Source organism: Ferrovibrio xuzhouensis (assembly GCF_042648965.1).
In the GTDB taxonomy this organism is placed as follows: Bacteria; Pseudomonadota; Alphaproteobacteria; order Ferrovibrionales; family Ferrovibrionaceae; genus Ferrovibrio; species Ferrovibrio xuzhouensis.
On sequence record NZ_JBHRYJ010000001.1, the window covers coordinates 704,927 to 721,959 of the forward strand.

A 17,033-nucleotide genomic window follows, 5' to 3' on the forward strand; every position below is an offset into this window, starting at 1 on the left:
TCCTGCCGTTACTTCTTCCCGCCGGCCGCCGGCGGATTGCCGACCAGCGCCACCTTGGTGAAGCCGCCGGCATTGATCATGCCCATCACCTCGAGCACCTTGCCGTAGTTGATCGACTGGTCGCCGCGCACGAAGATGCGGCGGTCGGCGGCGCCCTGGGCGATCGCCTGCAGGCGCGGCACCAGCTGGTCGATTTCGACCGGCGTCTCCTGCAGGTAAATGGTGCCCTTGGCGTCGATGGTCACTGCCAGCGGCTCGTCCTGGCCCTGGATCGCGGCGGCCTGGGTCTTCGGCAGGTCAACCTGCACGCCGACCGTGAGCAAAGGCGCCGCCACCATGAAGACGATCAGCAGCACCAGCATCACGTCGACCATCGGGGTGACGTTGATGTCGGCCATCGGCCGGCGCCGCATGCGGCCGCCGCTGGTCCTGCCGCCTCCGAGTTGCATTGCCATGGATTACTCCGCCGCTTCTTCGTCGAGCTGGCGCGACATCAGCGCCTGGAACTCGCCGGCAAAGCCCTCGAGCCGGATATTGAGCCGGCCGAGATCGCTGGAAAACTTGTTGTAGGCCATCACCGCCGGGATCGCGGCGAGCAGGCCGAGCGCGGTGGCGAACAGCGCCTCGGCGATGCCCGGCGCCACCACGGCCAGCGAGGTGTTCTTGCTGGATGCGATGGCATGAAAGCTGTTCATGATGCCCCAGACGGTGCCGAACAGGCCGACGAAGGGCGACACCGAACCGACGGACGCGAGGAAGCCGAGGTAGCGTTCGATGCGGTCCATCTCGCGGTCGATCGAGACCCGCATGACCTGGCCGATGCGGATCTGCAGCGAGCCCAGTCCCTGCTTGCCGCGAACCAGACCGCGTTCGGTGGAGCGCCGCCATTCGCGCATCGCGGCGACGAACAGGACGGCCATCGGATGCTGCGGGCCGGAGACCGACAGGCGGTCATACAGCGCGTCCAGCGAGCCACCCGACCAGAAGTCGCTTTCGAACTTGTCGGTATCGGCCACCACCTTCCGGATCTTCAGGATCTTGTCGAAGATGATCGCCCACGACCAGAAGGAGGCGAGGATCAGCATCAGCATGACGGCCTTGACGATCCAGTCGGCCTGTATGAAGAGCGCCCACAGGGACAGGTCGGATACGGCTGACGAGCCCCCGAGCTGCATGGCGCTGACGGTCCTGTCCATTAGATTTGAGTCCTTCCGTTAAGAACTAGCAGATCAACGCGATAAATTTGGTGAAAGTGTGGCGAATACGGCCGCAACCGCCGGCGGCACCCGCCGCGCCCGGCCCCGGCCGTCGATGCAGGCGAGCCGGACTTCGGCGGAAACCAGCAGTTCCTCGCCCCGCCAGACATCCTGGCGGGCCTCGACCGTGGCGCCGCGCAAAGCGGTGATTGCGGTGGTGACGACCAGATCCTCATGCAGGCGGGCCGGCTTCAGATACTCGACATTGCAGGCGCGGACCGCGAAGGCGGCGCCGCCCCGGCCGTCCGATTCGCCGCCGTCCATCAGGCCGCGCTGGTCGATGCCATGGGCGAGCAGCAGGTCGGAACGGCCGCGCTCGATATAGCGCAGGTAATTGGCGTAATAGACGATGCCGGCGGCATCGGTATCCTCCCACTGCACCCGCAGCGGATAGCGATGCACGAAGCCCTGTCCTGTGCCCTGCCCTGCGGCCTGCTCAGGCATCGTCGTCTCCCAGCATGTCGAGCTGGCGGCCGGCGAGGCCTGCCGGTGCGGTCAGCCCGATATGGGCGAAGGCCTGGGCGGTCAACAGCCGGCCGCGCGGAGTGCGCTGCAGGAAGCCCTGCTGGATCAGATAGGGCTCGATGATGTCTTCCAGCGCGTCGCGCGGCTCGGACAGGGCGGCGGCGATGGTCTCGACACCGACCGGGCCGCCCTGGAAGTCGCGGGCGATGACCCCGAGATAGCGGCGGTCCATGGCATCCAGGCCGCGGGCATCGACCTCGAGCCGCTGCAGCGCCGCATCGGCGGCGGCGGCGTCGACGGTCTTCACCCCCGAGACGGCGGCGAAGTCGCGCACCCGGCGCAGCAGCCGGCCGGCGACGCGCGGCGTGCCGCGGGCCCGGCGGGCGATTTCGCGGGCGCCGCTGGCATCCAGCTCCAGCGCCAGGATGCGGGCGCCGCGCCGCACGATCAGCTCAAGCTCGTCCGCTTCGTAGAAATTCAGCCGCAGTGGAATGCCGAAGCGTTCGCGCAACGGCGTGGTCAAGAGCCCTGAGCGCGTGGTGGCGCCGACCAGGGTGAACGGCGGCAGGTCGATGCGCACGCTGCGCGCCGAAGGCCCCTCGCCGATGATCAGGTCGAGCTGGAAATCCTCCATCGCCGGATAGAGGATTTCCTCGACGGCCGGGTTGAGCCGGTGGATCTCGTCGATGAACAGCACGTCGCGAGCTTCGAGATTGGTCAGCAGCGCGGCAAGGTCGCCGGCCTTGGCGATCACCGGGCCCGAGGTCGCCTTGAAACTGACGCCGAGCTCGCGGGCGACGATCTGCGCCAGCGTGGTCTTGCCGAGGCCCGGCGGGCCGTGCAGCAGCACATGGTCGAGCGCCTCGTCGCGGGCGCGGGCGGCCTGGATGAAGACCTGCAGGTTCTCGCGGGCCTGGCGCTGGCCGATGAAATCGCCGAGCTGCTGCGGCCGCAGGTGGCGCTCGAAGTCGTCGCCCTCGGCCGTGGCCCCCGAGACCAGCCGGCCGGCATCGACCGGCGTGTCCTTTGCCGGTTTCGGCGTCACTGGGCCAGCTCCTTCAGCCCGGCGCGGATCAGCGCCTGCACATTGGCCTCGCTGCCGAGCGTGCGCGCGGCGGCCGTGACCGCACCGAAGGCATCGGCGCGGCGATAGCCCAGATTGACCAGCGCCGACAGCGCATCGGCCACGGCCCCGGTGCCCTCGGTCGCCGCCACGGTCTCGGCGGCGCCACCGCCGGCCATGGCGACGGGGCCGAGCGCGATGCCGCCGACCTTGTCCTTCAGTTCGGTGACCAGCCGCGCGGCCAGCTTGGGGCCGACGCCATCGCAGCGGTGCAGCGTCGTCTTGTCGGCGGACGCAATGGCGCGGAACAGCTCGTCAGGCGACAGCGAGGACAGGATGCCGAGCGCGACCCGCGCGCCGACGCCCTGCACGGTCTGCAGCAGGTTGAACCAGCCGCGTTCGGCCTCGGCGAGGAAGCCGTAGAGATGGATATGGTCCTCGCGGACATGGGTCTCGACATGCAGCCGCACGACCTCGCCCGGCCGCGGCAGACCACGCAGCGTGCGGCCCGAGCAATAGACGAGGTAGCCGACGCCGCCGACATCGACGATGCAGGCGCTCTCGGAGACGGAATCGAGCAGGCCGGACAGCCGGGCGATCACCGCGCACCTGCCAGTCTGGCAGTCCGGGCAGCGGCATGGGCGCGGCCCTCGGCGGCACGCAGCACGCGCTGGCTGGCCGCATGATGGGCGTGGCAGATCGCCAGCGCCAGCGCGTCGGCCGCATCGCTGCCCTGCACGGTCACGCCGGGCAGCAGACGCTTGACCATGGCATGCACCTGGTCCTTGTCGGCGGCGCCGGTGCCGACCACCGCCTTCTTGATCACGGTGGGCGCATATTCGGCGACCGGCAGCCCGGCCTGGGCCGGCGCCAGCAGCACCACGCCGCGCGCCTGGCCGAGTTTGAGCGTCGAGGCCGGATTCTTGTTGACGAAGGTTTCTTCCACGGCGGCGCTCTGCGGCTGCCATTCATTGAGGATTTCGGTCAGCGCGTCATGCAGGCTGCGCAGGCGATAGGCGAGGTCCTCGTCCGGATTGCTGCGGATGGTGCCATGCGCCACATGGCTCAACCGGTTGCCCTCGGCGAGGATCACTCCCCAGCCGGTGGCGCGCAGACCCGGGTCGAGGCCAATGATGCGCATGCGGTCCTGTCAGCTCGCGAGCTTGCTCAGCTCGTCCTCCGAAATCTCGAAATTGGCATAGACCTGCTGGACGTCGTCGGAATCTTCCAGCACCTCGATCATCTTGAACAAGGTTTCCGCTTTCTCGCCCTCGATCGGTGTGCCGGTTTTCGGCCGCCACACCAGCTTGGCCGATTCCGGATCGCCGAACTGCTTTTCCAGCACCTCGCGCACCTGGGCGAAGTCATCCTGGTTGCAGGTGATCACATGGTTGTCGTCGGACTGGCAGTCGTCGGCGCCGGCTTCCAGCGCCGCCTCGAACATCGCCTCGCCGCTGGCCGCAGCGGCCGGGAAGACGATCTCGCCGACGCGATCGAACATGAAGGCGACCGAATTGGTCTCGCCGAGCGTGCCGCCGTTCTTCGAGAAGGCGGCGCGCACCTCGCCGGCGGTGCGGTTGCGGTTGTCGGTCAGCGCCTCGACGATCACGGCGACACCACCGGGGCCGTAGCCTTCGTAGCGCACCTCTTCGTAATTGTCGGCACCGTCGCCGCCGGCGCCGCGCTTGACGGCGCGCTCGACGGTATCCTTCGGCATGTTGGCAGCACGGGCGGCCTGGATCGCGGCGCGCAGGCGCGGATTGGCCGCCGGGTCGGGCTGGCCGGCGCGCGCTGCCGTGGTCAGCTCGCGGATCAGCTTGGTGAACACCTTGGCTTTCTTGGCGTCCTGCGCACCCTTGCGGTGCATGATATTCTTGAACTGGGAATGGCCGGCCATGACCTTCAACCTGCGGCGTAGCGGAAAACGGGCGAATCGGGTGTGTTTACCATATTTCGGCCGCCACCGGCAGCCGGCGAGGCGCCCGGATAGCCTTCCGCGGAGCTAAAAGCAAGCTGCCGGAAGCCTTTACCGCCGATCCCGATATCACTCTTGCGCGAAACCACCCTGCTCCATACAATCAAACGCGTGTGTCGGAGCCGTCCGTGGCAACGGGCTGATCTGCATACAGATTATAATGGGAGACGCATGTCCGACCTCGCCCAATGGATCGCCATCCCGCCGGTGGCGCTGCCGCAGACGCCCTCGGCGCTGCCGGGCTACCCGCAGTCGGGGATGATGCGCCAGGCCCATGGCCTGTGGCTGCAGGCCCGCGGCGCCCGCGAGATGCCGGACCGGGCGACCCTGGCGCCGCTGATCCCCGAGACCATCCGCCCCTTCACCATCCTGTTCGCGGCGATCCGCGAGCCCTTCGATTTCCGCTATGCCGAGATCGGCAGCCGCATCCAGGCGATCAGCAATTCCGACAATACCGGCCGGCTGCTCAGCGAGCTGCCGCACCAGCGGCCGCCCAGCAAGGTCTGGGACCATCTGTCGGCCGCCTTCGACGCCCGGGCGCCGATCCACGGCATACTGCCCTATGTCGGCCGCGCCCGCGACCTCAGCAGCATCTATCACATCGTGCTGCCGCTGGCCGATGACGGCGAGACCGTCGACCGGCTGCTAGTCTGCGTCGATCTCGGTCCTGCCGTCCGCCTCGAGGACGGCACCCATCCCTTCACCCAGCTTGGCTGACCGCAACCGCGCGGACATGCCGGTGGTAAACCGCTCAACCCAATGAGTGCAGGTCTTTAGAACCTGCGCGACAAGCGGCGCGGTGCCAGCCTAACATCGGGTCGTGCTCGAGCTGAACCGCGCCACTCACCTGCTGCAACAGGGCTATCGTTACTGGGACGCCAAGCGCGCCGGACGGCCGATGCCGGCGCGCGGCGACATCAATCCGGCCGAAATCCCCGCCCTGCTGCCTCATGTGGTGCTGCTCGAAGTGCTGCGCGAGGCGCCATCCGGAAATACGACCGGCGCGCCGCTCGATTTCCGCTATCGCCTGATGGGCGGCGCGGTGGAGGCACATCTGACCATGCGCTATACCGGCCTGCGCATGAGCGAGATCCCACACCAGAAGCCGCCAAGCCGCATGTGGCAGAATTTCAGCACCGTCGTCGAAACGGCCCGGCCGCTGGTCACCCAGGTGCCGTATATCGGCCAGCACAAGGATTTCCTCGCCGCCCAGGACCTGATCGCACCGCTGTCGGAAGACGGCAGGACCGTGACCATGCTGTTCAACCTGGTCGACTTCCTGCCCCGCCACGGCCTTGGCCCGGTGCCGGCGGAAACCCCGCAGCCGGTGCCGCGTCCGGGCAAAGGGGCGCCGTGAGGTGAGCGCGCTGCGGGACAGCCTTGAGCGCGACGGCGCCACGCCCCTGCTGCTGGCCGGCTTCGACTACTGGGATGCGCAGCGCGGCGACCGGGCGATGCCGTCACGTGCCGATATCGATCCGGCGGCGATCACGCCGCTGCTGCCCAACCTGATCCTGATGGACGTGCTGCGCGACGCCAAGCCGGGCTGGCCGCTGGATTTCCGCTACCGCGTACTCGGCACTTTCGCCGACGAGCACATGCTGGCGCGCTATACCGGCACATGCATGAGCGACCTGCCGCACCAGCAGCCGGGCAGCCGCATCTGGCAGAGCCTTGAGGCCGTCACCACGCAGCAGGTGCCGCGCGTCAACCGGGTGCCCTATGTCGGCCCGCACAAAGACTTCCTCTCGGTAGTCGACATCGTCATGCCGCTGTCGACCGACGGCGTGCAGGTCGACAAGCTGCTCTGCTTCCTCGAATTCGTGGCGCGCCGGCGCCCCTGACCGCCAGATCGTTCGATTTTTCTTGTCGATACGAACCGGACAATCTGTTGGTCTGATCGAACGGCCAATACCATTGTCCTGCCATCACCGCCCAGCCCGCCGAAGGAGAAACCCATGTCACTACAGGCCAAACGCATCACCGTGACCGGCGCTGCCGGCCAGATCTGCTATTCCCTGCTGTTCCGGATCGCCAAGGGCGATGTCTTCGGCCCGGACCAGCCGGTCATCCTGCAACTGCTCGATCTGCCGCAGGCGCAGGCCGCCGTCCGCGGTGTCGTCATGGAACTTGAGGACTGCGCCTTCCCCCTGCTGGCCGGCGTCACCGTCACTGACGATCCGGCCACCGCCTTCCGCGATGCCGATGCGGCCTTCCTGGTCGGCTCGCGACCGCGCAGCAAGGGCATGGAGCGGCGCGACCTGCTGTCGGCCAATGCCGAGATCTTCAAAGTGCAGGGCCGGGCGCTGAACGAGGGCGCAAAACGCGACGCCCGCGTCATCGTCGTCGGCAACCCGGCCAACACCAATGCCGCCATCCTCGCCCGCAACGCCCCGGAGTTTCCCGCCGCGAACATCACCTCGATGATCCGGCTCGACCACAACCGCGCGGCCTCGCAATTCGCCGCCAAGGCCGGCGTCGCCGTACACGACATCGAGAAGGTGGTCGTCTGGGGCAACCACTCGCCGACCATGTTCGCCGACTGGCGCTTTGCCACCGTCGGCGGGCGCAGCCTGCGCGACATGATCGGCGACGCGGCCTGGTATCGCGAGACGCTGATCCCGACCGTGGCCCAGCGCGGCACGGCGATCATCGAGGCACGCGGCGCCTCGTCGGCCGCCTCCGCCGCCAATGCCGCCATCGACCATATGCGCGACTGGATCCAGGGCACGCAGGGCGGCTGGGTATCGATGGGCGTGCCGTCGGACGGCAGCTACGGCATTCCGCCCGGCCTGATCTGCGGCGTGCCGGTCATCTGTGCCGGCGGCACCTACGAACGGGTGAAAGACCTGCCGATCGACGATTTCGCCCGGACGATGCTCGACAAGACCTGCGCCGAACTCGCCGGCGAGCTGGAAGCCGTCGGCTAGAGCAGCCGCGCGACCTGCTGCCGCAGCACCGGCAGCAGGTCGGCGGCAAACCACGGCTGGCGCTTCTGCCAGCCGGTATTCCGCCAGCTCGGGTGCGGCAGCGGCAGCAGGCCGCCGGGCAGGTATTCGGCCCAGGCCTGCACCGTGGCGGTCAGCGTGGATTTGCGCCGGGTGCCGAGATAGCGCGCCTGGGCATATTGCCCGACCAGCAGGGTGAGCTCGATGCCCGGCAGATGCGCCAGCAGGCGGTCATGCCACAGCGGCGCGCATTCCGGCCTGGGCGGGCTGTCGCCGCCGCGCGCGTCGCGGCCGGGATAGCAGAAGCCCATCGGCATGATGGCGATGCGCGTTTCGTCGTAAAACACATCGCGGTCGAGGCCGAGCCAGGCGCGGAGCTGGTCGCCGCTGCGGTCGTCCCACGGAATGCCGCTCTCATGCACCTTCGTGCCCGGTGCCTGGCCGATGATCATCAGCCGCGCGGAGGATGCCATGCGCACCACCGGGCGCGGCCCGAGCGGCAGTTGCGCGGCGCAGACGGTGCAGGCTCGCACGTCCTTCAGCAGTCTGCCGAATGCCGCCATGGTCAGGCCGCCATGGTCAGGCTGGCAGGGTCGCCTGCTGCAGCCGGCCGCCGAGGCGCAGCGGCGCGATCTTCGTCGCCAGCCCGCTGCGGTCGTCGGTCTCGACATAGACGGCACAGAGCGTGCCCTCGCCGCTGGCCGGTTCGAAACGGCCGCCGGGAATGCGGCGGGTGAAGCGGTTGACCGGCTCGGTCTTCTCCATGCCGATCACCGAATTGTAGTCGCCGCACATGCCGGCATCGGTCTGGTACGCCGTGCCGCCGGGCAGGATCTGCGCATCGGCGGTCGGCACATGGCTGTGGGTGCCGCAGACCAGCGAGGCGCGGCCGTCGCAGAAATGGCCCATCGCCATCTTCTCGGAGGTCGCCTCGCCGTGGATGTCGACGATGACGGCATCGACGCTGCCGCTGCCGAGCCGGTATTTCTGCAATTCGCCGTCGACCGCGGCAAACGGATCGTCCAGCGGGTCCATGAAGATGCGGCCCATCACCTGCACGACCAGCACCTTGCGGCCACCGGGCAGGGTGAATACCGCGGCGCCCCTGCCCGGCGTGCCCTTGGGGTAATTCAGCGGCCGCAGCAGCCTGGGGTCGCCGTTGATGTAGCTCAGCGTCTCGCGCTGGTCCCAGGAATGGTTGCCGAGCACGATGGCATCGACGCCGGCGGCGTAGAAGTCCTCGCAGATCTTGGCGGTGATGCCGAAGCCGGCGGCAGCGTTCTCGCCGTTGACCAGCACGAAATCGAGGCCGAGGCTCTGGCGCAGCGCCGGGATGCGCGACACCACCGCGTCACGCCCGGCCCGCCCGACCACATCACCGCAATACAGAAGCTTCACGCCATCGTCCTCACGTCGCTGTCCCTGTCGTGTCCCGTCGTCATATGGTCTGGCCGCCCTCTGCGTGGCAGTCGATGGCGCCGCGTTCGGTCACCACTAGGTCCAGTCTCTCATCCATCGCGCCGTGGGGCAACTCCGCCACCTGCTGCACCGCGAAGGCATAGCCGGCGGCCAGCAACGGCAGGCCGTCGCCGCGCAAGGCCTCGAGCGTCGCATCGTAGAAGCCGCCGCCCATGCCGAGCCGGTGGCCTTCGGCATCGAAGCCGACCAGCGGCACCAGCAGGATATCGGGCCGCAGGGCCGGCAGGTGATCCGGCGGCGCCGGAATGCCGTAGCGTCCCGGCGGCGGCGCGACATCCTCGTCCCAGCGGCGGAAGGCCAGCGGCTGCGCTTTCGCCACCACGCAGGGCAGCAGAACCAGCACACCGCATTGTCGCAGCGCGTCCAGCAGCGGCCGCGGATCGAGCTCGTCCGCCATCGGCCAGTAGCCGGCCACCGCCTGGCCGGCGCGCAACGGCACGGCAGCGAGAAAGCGGTCGGCGGCCAGCGCGGCGACGGCAGCGCCGTTGGCTGCCGCGGCCGCGGCGCGGCGCTCTTTCAGTTTGCCGCGCAGGACGGCCTTGCGCGCATCGAGATCGGTCATGCCGGGACTCTGACATGCGGGAACAGCGCGAGGGAAGGGAAAGCGGACGGAGCCCACCATGGCCGTCGGTATGAACAAACCTCTGTGGCCTGGCGTACCAGGTGGGCGCCGTATGATCGGAACCACGGTTCCGGCAGGGACAGCTCCCTCAGAGATGAGCATTGGCCCCAGGGTTATGTAAACCTAACGCACCGGGCAGCACACCGTCCTGCCCTTAATCTAGGAGGTCTCCAGCCGCGCGGCAATGTCTTCCAGCCTTTGCGCCAGCCCGACCAGCGCATCGGCGCCGCCTTCCGCCGTTTTCTGCTGTTCGCGCAGCGCCTCCAGCTCGGCCCGCATGGCCGCGATCTCGCCCTGCACGGTCTCGAGGTCGTCGGCGAGCGTCAGCGCCGTCATCAGCATCAGCCGCGCCTCGCCGACCTGGCCGACCAGGGCCGCCAGTTCGCGCATGCGGCCGTCCAGCACCTGCGACAGCCGCTGGACCTGCGCCTCCTCGCCGTCGTCGCAGCCGACGGAATAGAGCCGGTTGTTGACAGTGACATTGACCTGTCCCATCGCGTGCTCCTGTCTATCTCTGGCCGGCTACTTCGGCGTCGAGTGCCTGGCGCAGCCGTGCCATGGTGGCCTCCAGCCGCGCCGCGATGCCCGACTGGAAGGCCTGCATTTCCGCCTGGGCCGCCCGCGCCGCGGTCAGTTCGGCCTTCAGGGTCGTCACATCCGCAGCCTGTACCGTGGCCGGCATCGCCGCACTGCCGGCCGCGGCCAGCCGCTGCTGCAGTGTATCGCGCTCGTCCTTCAGGGCGGCAATCTCGGCGTCGCGTGCCGCCACCGCCTGTTCGAGCTGCATGTGCCGGGCGGTGTCGCCGGCGCCGGCAGCAACCGGCTGCATGTCGCCCTCGCCGCGCTCGTTCTGGATCTGGGCCAGTTCCTCGCGCAGGGCATCGACCAGATCGGCGCGCTCGCGCAAGCTGGCCGCCTCGTCGCGGGCCGCCTGCAGCTCCTCGCGCAGCGCACGCAGCTCGGCCGCCGTCGCCCCGTGCTGGTCGGAAAGCGAACGGAAGGCTGCCGCACGCTTGCCCAGCGCGGCATCGAGGCGGCGGACCGCCTGCTCCATCGCGGTTACCGCCGCGGAGACGCCGTTATCCATGCTTCGTTCTGGTGATTGGTGTTGCACAGCAAACTTGATATGGAAGATAAACTTCGCCGCACCATACCGTCAACCGAACCGGCCGTCTGCCGGCGATCAGGCTTTGTCCCGCCATGCTGTCGCATTTCGCCATGATTCCCGATCCCTGGTTCTACGCCGTGGCCTTTCCCGCTGTGATCATTGTGGGCTTCAGCAAGGGCGGCTTCGGCCCCGGCTCGTCGCTGATCGCCCTGCCGCTGATCAGCCTGGTGCTGCCGCCGCTGCAGGCCGCCGCCGTCATGCTGCCGGTGCTGTGCCTGATGGACCTGGCCAGCCTGTGGGGCTTCCGCGGCATCTGGGACCGCCGCGTGCTGCCCACCATCCTGGCCGGCGGCGTGGCCGGCGTCGGCATCGGCGCGGCGATTGCCCGCTGGGTCGACAACGAGGCGATCCTGCTGATCGTCGGCACTGTTGCGGTCCTGTTCCCGCTGCACCGCTGGTTCGGCCGCCGCAGTGACCAGCCGGCACCGCACAGCCTGCCCAAGGGGTTGTTCTGGAGCGCCTGTTCCGGCTTCACCAGCTTCATCGCCCATGCCGGCAACCCGCCGCTGATGGTCTATATGGTGCCGCTGAAGCTCGACAAGACGCTGTTCATGGGCACGGCGGTGATCTTCTTCGCCGCCATCAACTACGTGAAACTGATCCCCTATTGGTGGCTCGGCCAGTTCAGCGCCGAGAACCTCGGCACCTCCGTCGTGCTGATGCCGGTGGCGCTGGTCGGCGTGACCACAGGCATCTGGCTGCACCGCAAGCTGAACGACCGGATCTTCTACCAGATGGTCAACATCATCACCCTGCTCTGCGGCCTGAAGCTGCTGGCCGACGGTTTCGGCCTCAAATTCACCTGAGCCCGCTGGACAACCGGGGGCAGCCGTTGCCGCCGGCGTACAATCCGGGCTAGCTTGGCCGCGCCTGCTGGGGAGGCTTCCGCCATGACGACGATCTACGACCGCGACCTCGACAAGACGCCGGCCAATTACGAGCCGCTGTCGCCGCTGAGTTTCCTGCGCCGCACCGCCGAGGTGTTCCCGCATCGCCTGGCCGTCGTCCACGGCGACTGGCGTTACGATTACGCCACGCTGTACATGCGCTGCCGCCGGCTCGCCTCGGCGCTGGCGCGGCGCGGTATCCGCCGCGGCGACACGGTCGCCATCATCGCCGCCAATACCCCGGCGCAGCTCGAGGCGCATTTCGGCGTGCCGGCCACCGGCGCGGTGCTCAACGCCATCAACACCCGGCTCGATGCCGCCGCCATCGCCTTCATCCTCGATCATGGCGAGGCCAAGGTGCTGATGGTCGACCGCGAATTCGCGCCGGTCGCCGAAGCGGCCCTCGCCCAGGCGAAGAACAAGCCCTACGTGATCGACATCGACGATGCAGCCGTGACCGCCGGCGAGCGCATCGGCGCCATCGAATACGAGGATTTCCTCAAACTCGGCGATTTCGAGTATCCGTGGCAGGGCCCGCTCGACGAATGGGATGCCATCTCGCTGGGTTATACCTCGGGCACCACCGGCAATCCGAAGGGCGTGGTCACGCATCACCGCGGCGCCTATCTCAACGCCATGGGCAACGCGGTCACCTGGAACCTGCCCAAGCATCCGGTCTATCTGTGGACCCTGCCGATGTTCCATTGCGACGGCTGGTGCTTCCCCTGGACCATCACCATGCTGGCCGGCGTGCATGTCTGCCTGCGCCGGGTCGATCCGGCGGCGATCTTCGACAGCTTCGTCCATCTCGGCGTGACGCATTTCTGCGGCGCCCCGACGGTGCTCAACATGCTGATCAACGCGCCGGCCGAAGTGAAGGCCAGGCTGAAGCCCGGTGTGAAATGCATGACCGCCGGCGCCGCGCCGCCGGCCGCCGTGCTGGCGGCGATGGACGACATGGGCTTCGACGTCACCCATGTCTACGGCCTGACCGAGGTCTATGGCCCGGCGGTGGTCTGCGACTGGCACGACGAATGGGATGCGCTGCCGCTGCCCGAGAAGGCGGCGATGAAGGCGCGCCAGGGCGTGCGCTACCATGTCGAGGAAGACGTCACCGTGCTGGACCCGCAGACCCTGCAGCCGGTGCCGGCCGATGGCGAGACCATGGGCGAGATCATGTTCCGCGGCAACGTCGTGATGAAGGGCTACCTGAAGAACCCGAAGGCGACGCAGGAGGCCTTTGCCGGCGGCTGGTTCCATTCCGGCGACCTCGCGGTGCTGCATCCGGGCGGCTATATGCAGATCAAGGACCGCTCGAAGGACATCATCATCTCGGGCGGCGAGAACATCTCGACCCTGGAGGTCGAGGGCGTGCTGTATATGCATCCCGACATCCTCGAAGCCGCCGTGGTGGCACGGCCCGATGCGCATTGGGGCGAAACGCCCTGCGCCTTCGTCACGCTCAAGAATGGCGCCGCCCTCGCCGCCGACCAGAGTGGCAGCGACGCGATCATCGCCTTCTGCCGCGAGCGCCTGGCGAAGTTCAAATGCCCCAAGACCGTGGTGTTCGGCGATATCCCGAAAACCTCGACGGGCAAAATCCAGAAATTCGAACTGCGCGAGAAGGCGAAGGCTCTTCCGTAAGGACTGCTGGCCTGACGGCAGCGCCTTCGCCGGTCAGGCAGTTATTGTTCGAAGCGGGTGATTTCCTCTTTCAGCTTGAGCTTCTCGCGCTTGAGCTGGGTCAGGCGAACCGAGTCGGGCATGGGGCGGTGGATCTCGTCATCGATCGCCTCTTGCAGGCTGTGATGTTTTTCGATGAGCGTTTCGAGATGCGCCGGTGTATTCATCGCGACCTCCTCCTTGCGGTTCGGAGCGCGTCTAGCGGCACGGCAGGCGCCTGATTGCGGCGCGGCCGCACCGCCACGCGCACTACAAGAGTTAAGCACTGCCCTTGCGCTTTGTCAGCCCCCTGCGTCAAAATTGCTTCATAATTGGAAATGGTCATGCCACGCCCCGTGAAACCCGCCGCAAAATCCGTCCGCAGCCAGAAGAAAGCCGCCAGGCCGGTGGCGAAAGCTGTGGATAAGGCCGGTCCATCCACACCGCGCCGCCCGACCGCTGCCAAACTGGCGGCACCGGTGGCGAAACCGGCGATCCGTGCACCGGCCTACCGCAGGCTGGTCGTCGGCATCACCGGTGCATCCGGCGTGATCTATGGCCTGCGGCTGCTCGAGTCGCTGAAAGGCAGCGGCGTCGAGACCCATCTGGTGCTGACCCGCGCCGCCGAGATGACGATTTCCTACGAGACCGACCGCAGCATCGCCGAGGTGAAGGCCATGGCCGACAAGGTCTATGCCATCGGCGACATCGGCGCGGCGATCTCGTCGGGTTCGTTCCAGACGCTGGGCATGGCGGTGATTCCCTGCTCGATGAAGACCCTGGCCGAGATCGCCAGCGGCGTGACCGGGACTTTGCTCAGCCGCGCCGCCGACGTGACCCTGAAGGAACGCCGCCGGCTGGTGCTGGTGCCGCGCGAGACGCCGCTGCATCTCGGCCATATCCGCAACATGGCGGCGGTGACCGAGATGGGCGCCATCGTCGCGCCGCCGATGCCGGGCTTCTATGCCCAGCCGCAGAGCCTCGACGACATGATCAACCACACGGTCGGCCGCGTGCTCGACCTGTTCGGCCTCGATGCCGGGCTGGTGAAACGCTGGACCGGCGGCAAGCCGGTGCGCAGCACCGACCCCGAAGAGATTTAGGCCGCGAAGGCCGCGTCCAGCAGCGCGGCGCCGAGTTGCAGGGCCTCCGCGTCGCCCGGCGCGATCATGTCGAGGCTAGCCGACAGATGCTGCGCCGCGGCGGCGATCTCGGCCTCGCGCCCCGGCGGCTCGGGGTCGCGAAAGGCCGGCGAGGCGCGGCAGGCGCCGAGCGCCCAGACCTGGGCGACCTGCTCGAGGCGCAGTTCCAGCGCCTTGATCTCCCCGTAAAGCGCCGGCGCCGCCGGCTCGTCGGCCTGCAGGGCCTTGAGCGCCCGGCGCGCCTGCCGCAACGGCCGCTGCACGGCATTGACCGGTGCCAGCGCCGCCGTCACGCGGGCCAGTTCGCCATCGGCCCAGCCGGGAAATCCCTTATGGGCACGCCAGAATCCGAGCAGCAGCAGGGTGACGTCGGCGCCGCAGCGGTCCTGCAGGGCAAGGCAGGCCGCCGCCGCCCCGGGCCGGCCGTAAAGTGCCAGGGAAAAACGCCAGAAACCGCCATCGGCCGGGGGCTGATTGCCGTCTTTTGCCAGTGTGCCGGGCTCGCTCATCCATGCTATGGTTAAGGGCTTTCCGGCCGGCTGGGAAGCCATATTGCCACCCTCTGACCGTCATTGCCCGCCCAACCACCCGGGGTCCGTTTCCAGCATGAATTATCCCGGTCCGATCGATACCGAGGAACTGCAGCGCAAGCTGGTCGACCTGCGCGCCGAGCATCGCGATCTCGACGACGCGATTGCCGCCCTGGCCGAGCAGCCGCATCTCAACCTGATCCAGATCCAGCGCATGAAAAAGCGCAAACTGTCGCTGAAGGATCAGATTACCAAGATCGAGAACCTGCTGATTCCTGATATCATCGCCTGACGCGAAGCGTCAGGCCGGCCCGACATTATTGCCTGAAGACGCGCGTATTCAGGCCGGCCCCTGTCAGACAAGCCGGCGCCGGCCCGGCAGGCTGAGGCGGCCGAACCACGAACCGCCGGCGACCGCGGCGGCATTGATCACGCCGAAGACGACAATGGCGAGGCCGAGCGCGGCGAAGATGTGGAAGACATCGCCGTCGAGCTGCAGCGCTAGCCAGCCGCCGCCGGCGGCGATGACCAGCCGCGTCATGTTGGCGATCAGCGGCCACAGCAGCCGCCCGGCGCCCTGCGAGGCGAAATACAGCGCCAGTCCGAGACCGAAGAAGCCGTAGAGCGGCCCGACCGTCTGCAGGTAGCGGGTGCCGACATCGAGCATCAGCGGATCGCGGTCGAACAGGGTCAGCCAGGCATGCGGGAAAGCCGCCGCCGCCAGCCCGATCACCTCGCAGATCGCGGCCGCCATGGCGGCGCCGATCCAGGCGGCACGCAGGGCGCGGTCATGACGGCCGGCGCCCATGTTGGTGCCGACCATGGCAACCAGCGGCGCGCCGAAGCCGAAGATGATCGGCACCAGCAGGTATTCCAGCCGCGCCCCGGTGCCGTAGCCGGCAATCGCGGCGGCGCCGAAGCGGCCGACCAGCGCCGTGGCAATGGCAATGATCAGGTTGGTCTGCAGGCTGATCAGCGCGGCGACGGCGCCAACCCGCAGGATGTCGGCGAACAGCTTGCGGCGGAAGCCGGCGAACCGCGCCGACAGGTGCACGACGGAGCGGCCCGACCACAGGTAGACGGCGAAGACCAGGCTGCCGATGCCGTAATAGGCGACCACGGCATAGGCGCCGCCGGCGATGCCGAGCCGCGGCAGCGGACCCCAGCCGAAGATCAGGCAGGGCGACAGCGGGATCAGCGCCACGGCGCCGATGCAGGTGACCAGCGCCGGCACCATCATGTTGCCGGTGCCGCGCAGCACGTTGGCCAGCGCATTGAAGATCCACAGCAGCGCGGCACCCCAGAAGATCACCCCGGAATAGACCAGCGCCGCCTCCAGCGCGGCGCCATCGCCGCCCATCATGCCGTAGAGCCAGCGGCCGCCGCCGAGCACGGCGACCATGAAGACCAGCCCGAACAGCAGCGAGATGGCGAGCGCATGCTGGACCAGCGCATCGGCATCGGCGCGCCGGCCGGAGCCGAGCGCACGCGCGATCGACGACGAGATGCCGCCGCCCATGGCACCGGCCGACATCATCTGCATCAGCATCAGCACCGGGAAGACCAGGGTAACCCCGGCCAGAGCGTCGGTGCCGAGCTTGCCGATGAAATAGGTCTCGATCAGGCCGACCGAGGCCTGCACCACCATCACCACCACATTGGGCGCCGCCATGCGCAGCAGGGTCGGCACGATGGCGCCCTCCAGCAGCCGGCGGGTGCGCGGGTCCATGACTGGCGGCGCGGCGGCAAGGGTGATGGCTGGGCCGGCGGCGGCAGAGATCGGCATGGTCATCGGGTCAGCTCCCTGGGGATCATTATGGTTATGGTGACGGAACG

At 68.1% G+C, this 17,033-nt stretch carries 23 protein-coding genes and 1 other RNA gene; 8 read left to right on the forward strand and 16 right to left on the reverse strand.

The features are described from left to right. Window positions 1-8 precede the first annotated feature (8 nt). Genes tolR through ACFOOQ_RS03365 form a run of 7 tightly spaced genes read right to left on the reverse strand, consistent with a single transcriptional unit; the run spans window position 9 to window position 4,681 of the window. Window positions 9-455 (reverse strand): protein TolR, encoded by a 447-nt coding sequence (gene tolR / locus ACFOOQ_RS03335; RefSeq protein ID WP_379721754.1) that lies wholly within the window; start codon window positions 453-455, stop codon window positions 9-11. A gap of 3 nt (window positions 456-458) precedes the next feature. Next, window positions 459-1,196, reverse strand: a complete 738-nt coding sequence (gene tolQ / locus ACFOOQ_RS03340) for a protein TolQ (RefSeq protein WP_379721757.1) — start codon at window positions 1,194-1,196, stop codon at window positions 459-461. A 33-nt stretch (window positions 1,197-1,229) separates the two neighbouring features. Beyond that, entirely contained in the window at window positions 1,230-1,700 is a 471-nt protein-coding gene (locus ACFOOQ_RS03345) for a YbgC/FadM family acyl-CoA thioesterase (protein ID WP_379721760.1), read from the reverse strand. Continuing rightward, window positions 1,693-2,766 (reverse strand): Holliday junction branch migration DNA helicase RuvB, encoded by a 1,074-nt coding sequence (gene ruvB, locus ACFOOQ_RS03350; protein ID WP_379721763.1) that lies wholly within the window; start codon window positions 2,764-2,766, stop codon window positions 1,693-1,695. The genes ACFOOQ_RS03345 and ruvB overlap by 8 nt, the downstream gene beginning before the upstream one ends. Further along, the gene (gene ruvA / locus ACFOOQ_RS03355; RefSeq protein WP_379721766.1) at window positions 2,763-3,386 is read right to left on the reverse strand and encodes a Holliday junction branch migration protein RuvA; all 624 of its coding nucleotides are present in this window, start codon (window positions 3,384-3,386) and stop codon (window positions 2,763-2,765) included. The genes ruvB and ruvA overlap by 4 nt, the downstream gene beginning before the upstream one ends. After that, a complete protein-coding gene (gene ruvC / locus ACFOOQ_RS03360; RefSeq protein ID WP_379721769.1) occupies window positions 3,383-3,925 on the reverse strand; it encodes a crossover junction endodeoxyribonuclease RuvC in 543 nt (180 codons plus the stop codon). Before ruvC ends, ruvA begins: the two co-directional genes overlap by 4 nt. A 9-nt stretch (window positions 3,926-3,934) precedes the next feature. Continuing rightward, entirely contained in the window at window positions 3,935-4,681 is a 747-nt protein-coding gene (locus ACFOOQ_RS03365) for a YebC/PmpR family DNA-binding transcriptional regulator (protein ID WP_379721772.1), read from the reverse strand. A gap of 249 nt (window positions 4,682-4,930) precedes the next feature. Here ACFOOQ_RS03365 and ACFOOQ_RS03370 point away from each other — a divergent pair, with 249 nt between their 5' ends. The 4 genes from ACFOOQ_RS03370 (at window position 4,931) to ACFOOQ_RS03385 (ending at window position 7,689) form a co-directional block, all read left to right on the forward strand. Continuing rightward, window positions 4,931-5,476, forward strand: coding sequence for a hypothetical protein (locus ACFOOQ_RS03370; RefSeq protein WP_379721775.1), 546 nt, complete (start codon window positions 4,931-4,933; stop codon window positions 5,474-5,476). A gap of 103 nt (window positions 5,477-5,579) precedes the next feature. Next, window positions 5,580-6,116: a PAS domain-containing protein gene (locus ACFOOQ_RS03375; protein WP_379721778.1), complete on the forward strand. Its 537-nt coding sequence runs from the start codon at window positions 5,580-5,582 to the stop codon at window positions 6,114-6,116. Window position 6,117: 1 nt separating this feature from the next. Then, window positions 6,118-6,603, forward strand: a complete 486-nt coding sequence (locus ACFOOQ_RS03380; RefSeq protein WP_379721780.1) for a PAS domain-containing protein — start codon at window positions 6,118-6,120, stop codon at window positions 6,601-6,603. 114 nt (window positions 6,604-6,717) lie between these two features. Beyond that, window positions 6,718-7,689, forward strand: coding sequence for a malate dehydrogenase (locus tag ACFOOQ_RS03385; RefSeq protein ID WP_379721783.1), 972 nt, complete (start codon window positions 6,718-6,720; stop codon window positions 7,687-7,689). Here the strand turns inward: ACFOOQ_RS03385 and ACFOOQ_RS03390 are convergent. The 6 genes from ACFOOQ_RS03390 to ACFOOQ_RS03410 all read right to left on the reverse strand — a co-directional run bounded on the left by ACFOOQ_RS03390 (window position 7,686) and on the right by ACFOOQ_RS03410 (window position 10,895). Continuing rightward, window positions 7,686-8,270 carry a uracil-DNA glycosylase family protein gene (locus ACFOOQ_RS03390; protein ID WP_379721786.1) on the reverse strand — a complete coding sequence of 195 codons (585 nt, stop codon included), beginning with the start codon at window positions 8,268-8,270 and terminating at the stop codon, window positions 7,686-7,688. The two genes, ACFOOQ_RS03385 and ACFOOQ_RS03390, sit on opposite strands and share 4 nt — an antisense overlap. 16 nt (window positions 8,271-8,286) lie before the next feature. After that, complete coding sequence (locus ACFOOQ_RS03395; RefSeq protein ID WP_379721789.1) at window positions 8,287-9,105, reverse strand: TIGR00282 family metallophosphoesterase; 819 nt, start codon at window positions 9,103-9,105, stop codon at window positions 8,287-8,289. A gap of 40 nt (window positions 9,106-9,145) precedes the next feature. Next, window positions 9,146-9,748, reverse strand: coding sequence for a 5-formyltetrahydrofolate cyclo-ligase (locus tag ACFOOQ_RS03400; protein WP_379721792.1), 603 nt, complete (start codon window positions 9,746-9,748; stop codon window positions 9,146-9,148). Window positions 9,749-9,794: 46 nt separating this feature from the next. After that, window positions 9,795-9,953, reverse strand: a non-coding RNA gene (gene ssrS, locus ACFOOQ_RS23285) — 6S RNA. Window positions 9,954-9,967: 14 nt separating this feature from the next. Further along, window positions 9,968-10,303, reverse strand: coding sequence for a cell division protein ZapA (locus tag ACFOOQ_RS03405; RefSeq protein WP_379721795.1), 336 nt, complete (start codon window positions 10,301-10,303; stop codon window positions 9,968-9,970). 13 nt (window positions 10,304-10,316) lie between these two features. After that, the gene (locus tag ACFOOQ_RS03410; protein ID WP_379721798.1) at window positions 10,317-10,895 is read right to left on the reverse strand and encodes a hypothetical protein; all 579 of its coding nucleotides are present in this window, start codon (window positions 10,893-10,895) and stop codon (window positions 10,317-10,319) included. A gap of 113 nt (window positions 10,896-11,008) precedes the next feature. Here ACFOOQ_RS03410 and ACFOOQ_RS03415 point away from each other — a divergent pair, with 113 nt between their 5' ends. Continuing rightward, window positions 11,009-11,782: a sulfite exporter TauE/SafE family protein gene (locus ACFOOQ_RS03415; RefSeq protein WP_379721801.1), complete on the forward strand. Its 774-nt coding sequence runs from the start codon at window positions 11,009-11,011 to the stop codon at window positions 11,780-11,782. Between the two features lie 84 nt (window positions 11,783-11,866). Further along, window positions 11,867-13,507, forward strand: a complete 1,641-nt coding sequence (locus ACFOOQ_RS03420) for an acyl-CoA synthetase (protein ID WP_379721804.1) — start codon at window positions 11,867-11,869, stop codon at window positions 13,505-13,507. Window positions 13,508-13,548: 41 nt separating this feature from the next. Here the strand turns inward: ACFOOQ_RS03420 and ACFOOQ_RS03425 are convergent, their stop codons facing one another. Next, window positions 13,549-13,713: a YdcH family protein gene (locus tag ACFOOQ_RS03425; protein ID WP_379721807.1), complete on the reverse strand. Its 165-nt coding sequence runs from the start codon at window positions 13,711-13,713 to the stop codon at window positions 13,549-13,551. A 156-nt stretch (window positions 13,714-13,869) separates the two neighbouring features. On the opposite strand from ACFOOQ_RS03425, the gene ACFOOQ_RS03430 reads away from it, so the two are divergent. Further along, complete coding sequence (locus ACFOOQ_RS03430) at window positions 13,870-14,628, forward strand: UbiX family flavin prenyltransferase (RefSeq protein ID WP_379721809.1); 759 nt, start codon at window positions 13,870-13,872, stop codon at window positions 14,626-14,628. Here ACFOOQ_RS03430 and ACFOOQ_RS03435 read toward each other — a convergent pair. Continuing rightward, window positions 14,625-15,176: a TIGR02444 family protein gene (locus tag ACFOOQ_RS03435; protein ID WP_379721812.1), complete on the reverse strand. Its 552-nt coding sequence runs from the start codon at window positions 15,174-15,176 to the stop codon at window positions 14,625-14,627. The two genes, ACFOOQ_RS03430 and ACFOOQ_RS03435, sit on opposite strands and share 4 nt — an antisense overlap. A 97-nt stretch (window positions 15,177-15,273) precedes the next feature. On the opposite strand from ACFOOQ_RS03435, the gene ACFOOQ_RS03440 reads away from it, so the two are divergent. Then, complete coding sequence (locus tag ACFOOQ_RS03440) at window positions 15,274-15,489, forward strand: YdcH family protein (protein ID WP_379721815.1); 216 nt, start codon at window positions 15,274-15,276, stop codon at window positions 15,487-15,489. A 63-nt stretch (window positions 15,490-15,552) separates the two neighbouring features. Here ACFOOQ_RS03440 and ACFOOQ_RS03445 read toward each other — a convergent pair whose 3' ends face one another. Then, window positions 15,553-16,989 carry an MATE family efflux transporter gene (locus ACFOOQ_RS03445; protein WP_379721818.1) on the reverse strand — a complete coding sequence of 479 codons (1,437 nt, stop codon included), beginning with the start codon at window positions 16,987-16,989 and terminating at the stop codon, window positions 15,553-15,555. Window positions 16,990-17,033 lie beyond the last annotated feature (44 nt).

Excerpts from the sequence above, each read along its gene's own strand:
- tolR (WP_379721754.1), bottom strand. The coding sequence starts at position 455 with ATGGCAATGCAACTCGGAGGCGGCAGGACCAGCGGCGGCCGCATGCGG.
- tolQ (WP_379721757.1), bottom strand. The coding sequence starts at position 1,196 with ATGGACAGGACCGTCAGCGCCATGCAGCTCGGGGGCTCGTCAGCCGTA.
- ACFOOQ_RS03345 (WP_379721760.1), bottom strand. The coding sequence starts at position 1,700 with ATGCCTGAGCAGGCCGCAGGGCAGGGCACAGGACAGGGCTTCGTGCAT.
- ruvC (WP_379721769.1), bottom strand. The coding sequence starts at position 3,925 with ATGCGCATCATTGGCCTCGACCCGGGTCTGCGCGCCACCGGCTGGGGA.
- ACFOOQ_RS03365 (WP_379721772.1), bottom strand. The coding sequence starts at position 4,681 with ATGGCCGGCCATTCCCAGTTCAAGAATATCATGCACCGCAAGGGTGCG.
- ACFOOQ_RS03370 (WP_379721775.1), top strand. The coding sequence starts at position 4,931 with ATGTCCGACCTCGCCCAATGGATCGCCATCCCGCCGGTGGCGCTGCCG.
- ACFOOQ_RS03385 (WP_379721783.1), top strand. The coding sequence starts at position 6,718 with ATGTCACTACAGGCCAAACGCATCACCGTGACCGGCGCTGCCGGCCAG.
- ACFOOQ_RS03390 (WP_379721786.1), bottom strand. The coding sequence starts at position 8,270 with ATGGCGGCATTCGGCAGACTGCTGAAGGACGTGCGAGCCTGCACCGTC.
- ACFOOQ_RS03400 (WP_379721792.1), bottom strand. The coding sequence starts at position 9,748 with ATGACCGATCTCGATGCGCGCAAGGCCGTCCTGCGCGGCAAACTGAAA.
- ACFOOQ_RS03405 (WP_379721795.1), bottom strand. The coding sequence starts at position 10,303 with ATGGGACAGGTCAATGTCACTGTCAACAACCGGCTCTATTCCGTCGGC.
- ACFOOQ_RS03410 (WP_379721798.1), bottom strand. The coding sequence starts at position 10,895 with ATGGATAACGGCGTCTCCGCGGCGGTAACCGCGATGGAGCAGGCGGTC.
- ACFOOQ_RS03415 (WP_379721801.1), top strand. The coding sequence starts at position 11,009 with ATGCTGTCGCATTTCGCCATGATTCCCGATCCCTGGTTCTACGCCGTG.
- ACFOOQ_RS03420 (WP_379721804.1), top strand. The coding sequence starts at position 11,867 with ATGACGACGATCTACGACCGCGACCTCGACAAGACGCCGGCCAATTAC.
- ACFOOQ_RS03425 (WP_379721807.1), bottom strand. The coding sequence starts at position 13,713 with ATGAATACACCGGCGCATCTCGAAACGCTCATCGAAAAACATCACAGC.
- ACFOOQ_RS03430 (WP_379721809.1), top strand. The coding sequence starts at position 13,870 with ATGCCACGCCCCGTGAAACCCGCCGCAAAATCCGTCCGCAGCCAGAAG.
- ACFOOQ_RS03435 (WP_379721812.1), bottom strand. The coding sequence starts at position 15,176 with ATGAGCGAGCCCGGCACACTGGCAAAAGACGGCAATCAGCCCCCGGCC.
- ACFOOQ_RS03440 (WP_379721815.1), top strand. The coding sequence starts at position 15,274 with ATGAATTATCCCGGTCCGATCGATACCGAGGAACTGCAGCGCAAGCTG.
- ACFOOQ_RS03445 (WP_379721818.1), bottom strand. The coding sequence starts at position 16,989 with ATGACCATGCCGATCTCTGCCGCCGCCGGCCCAGCCATCACCCTTGCC.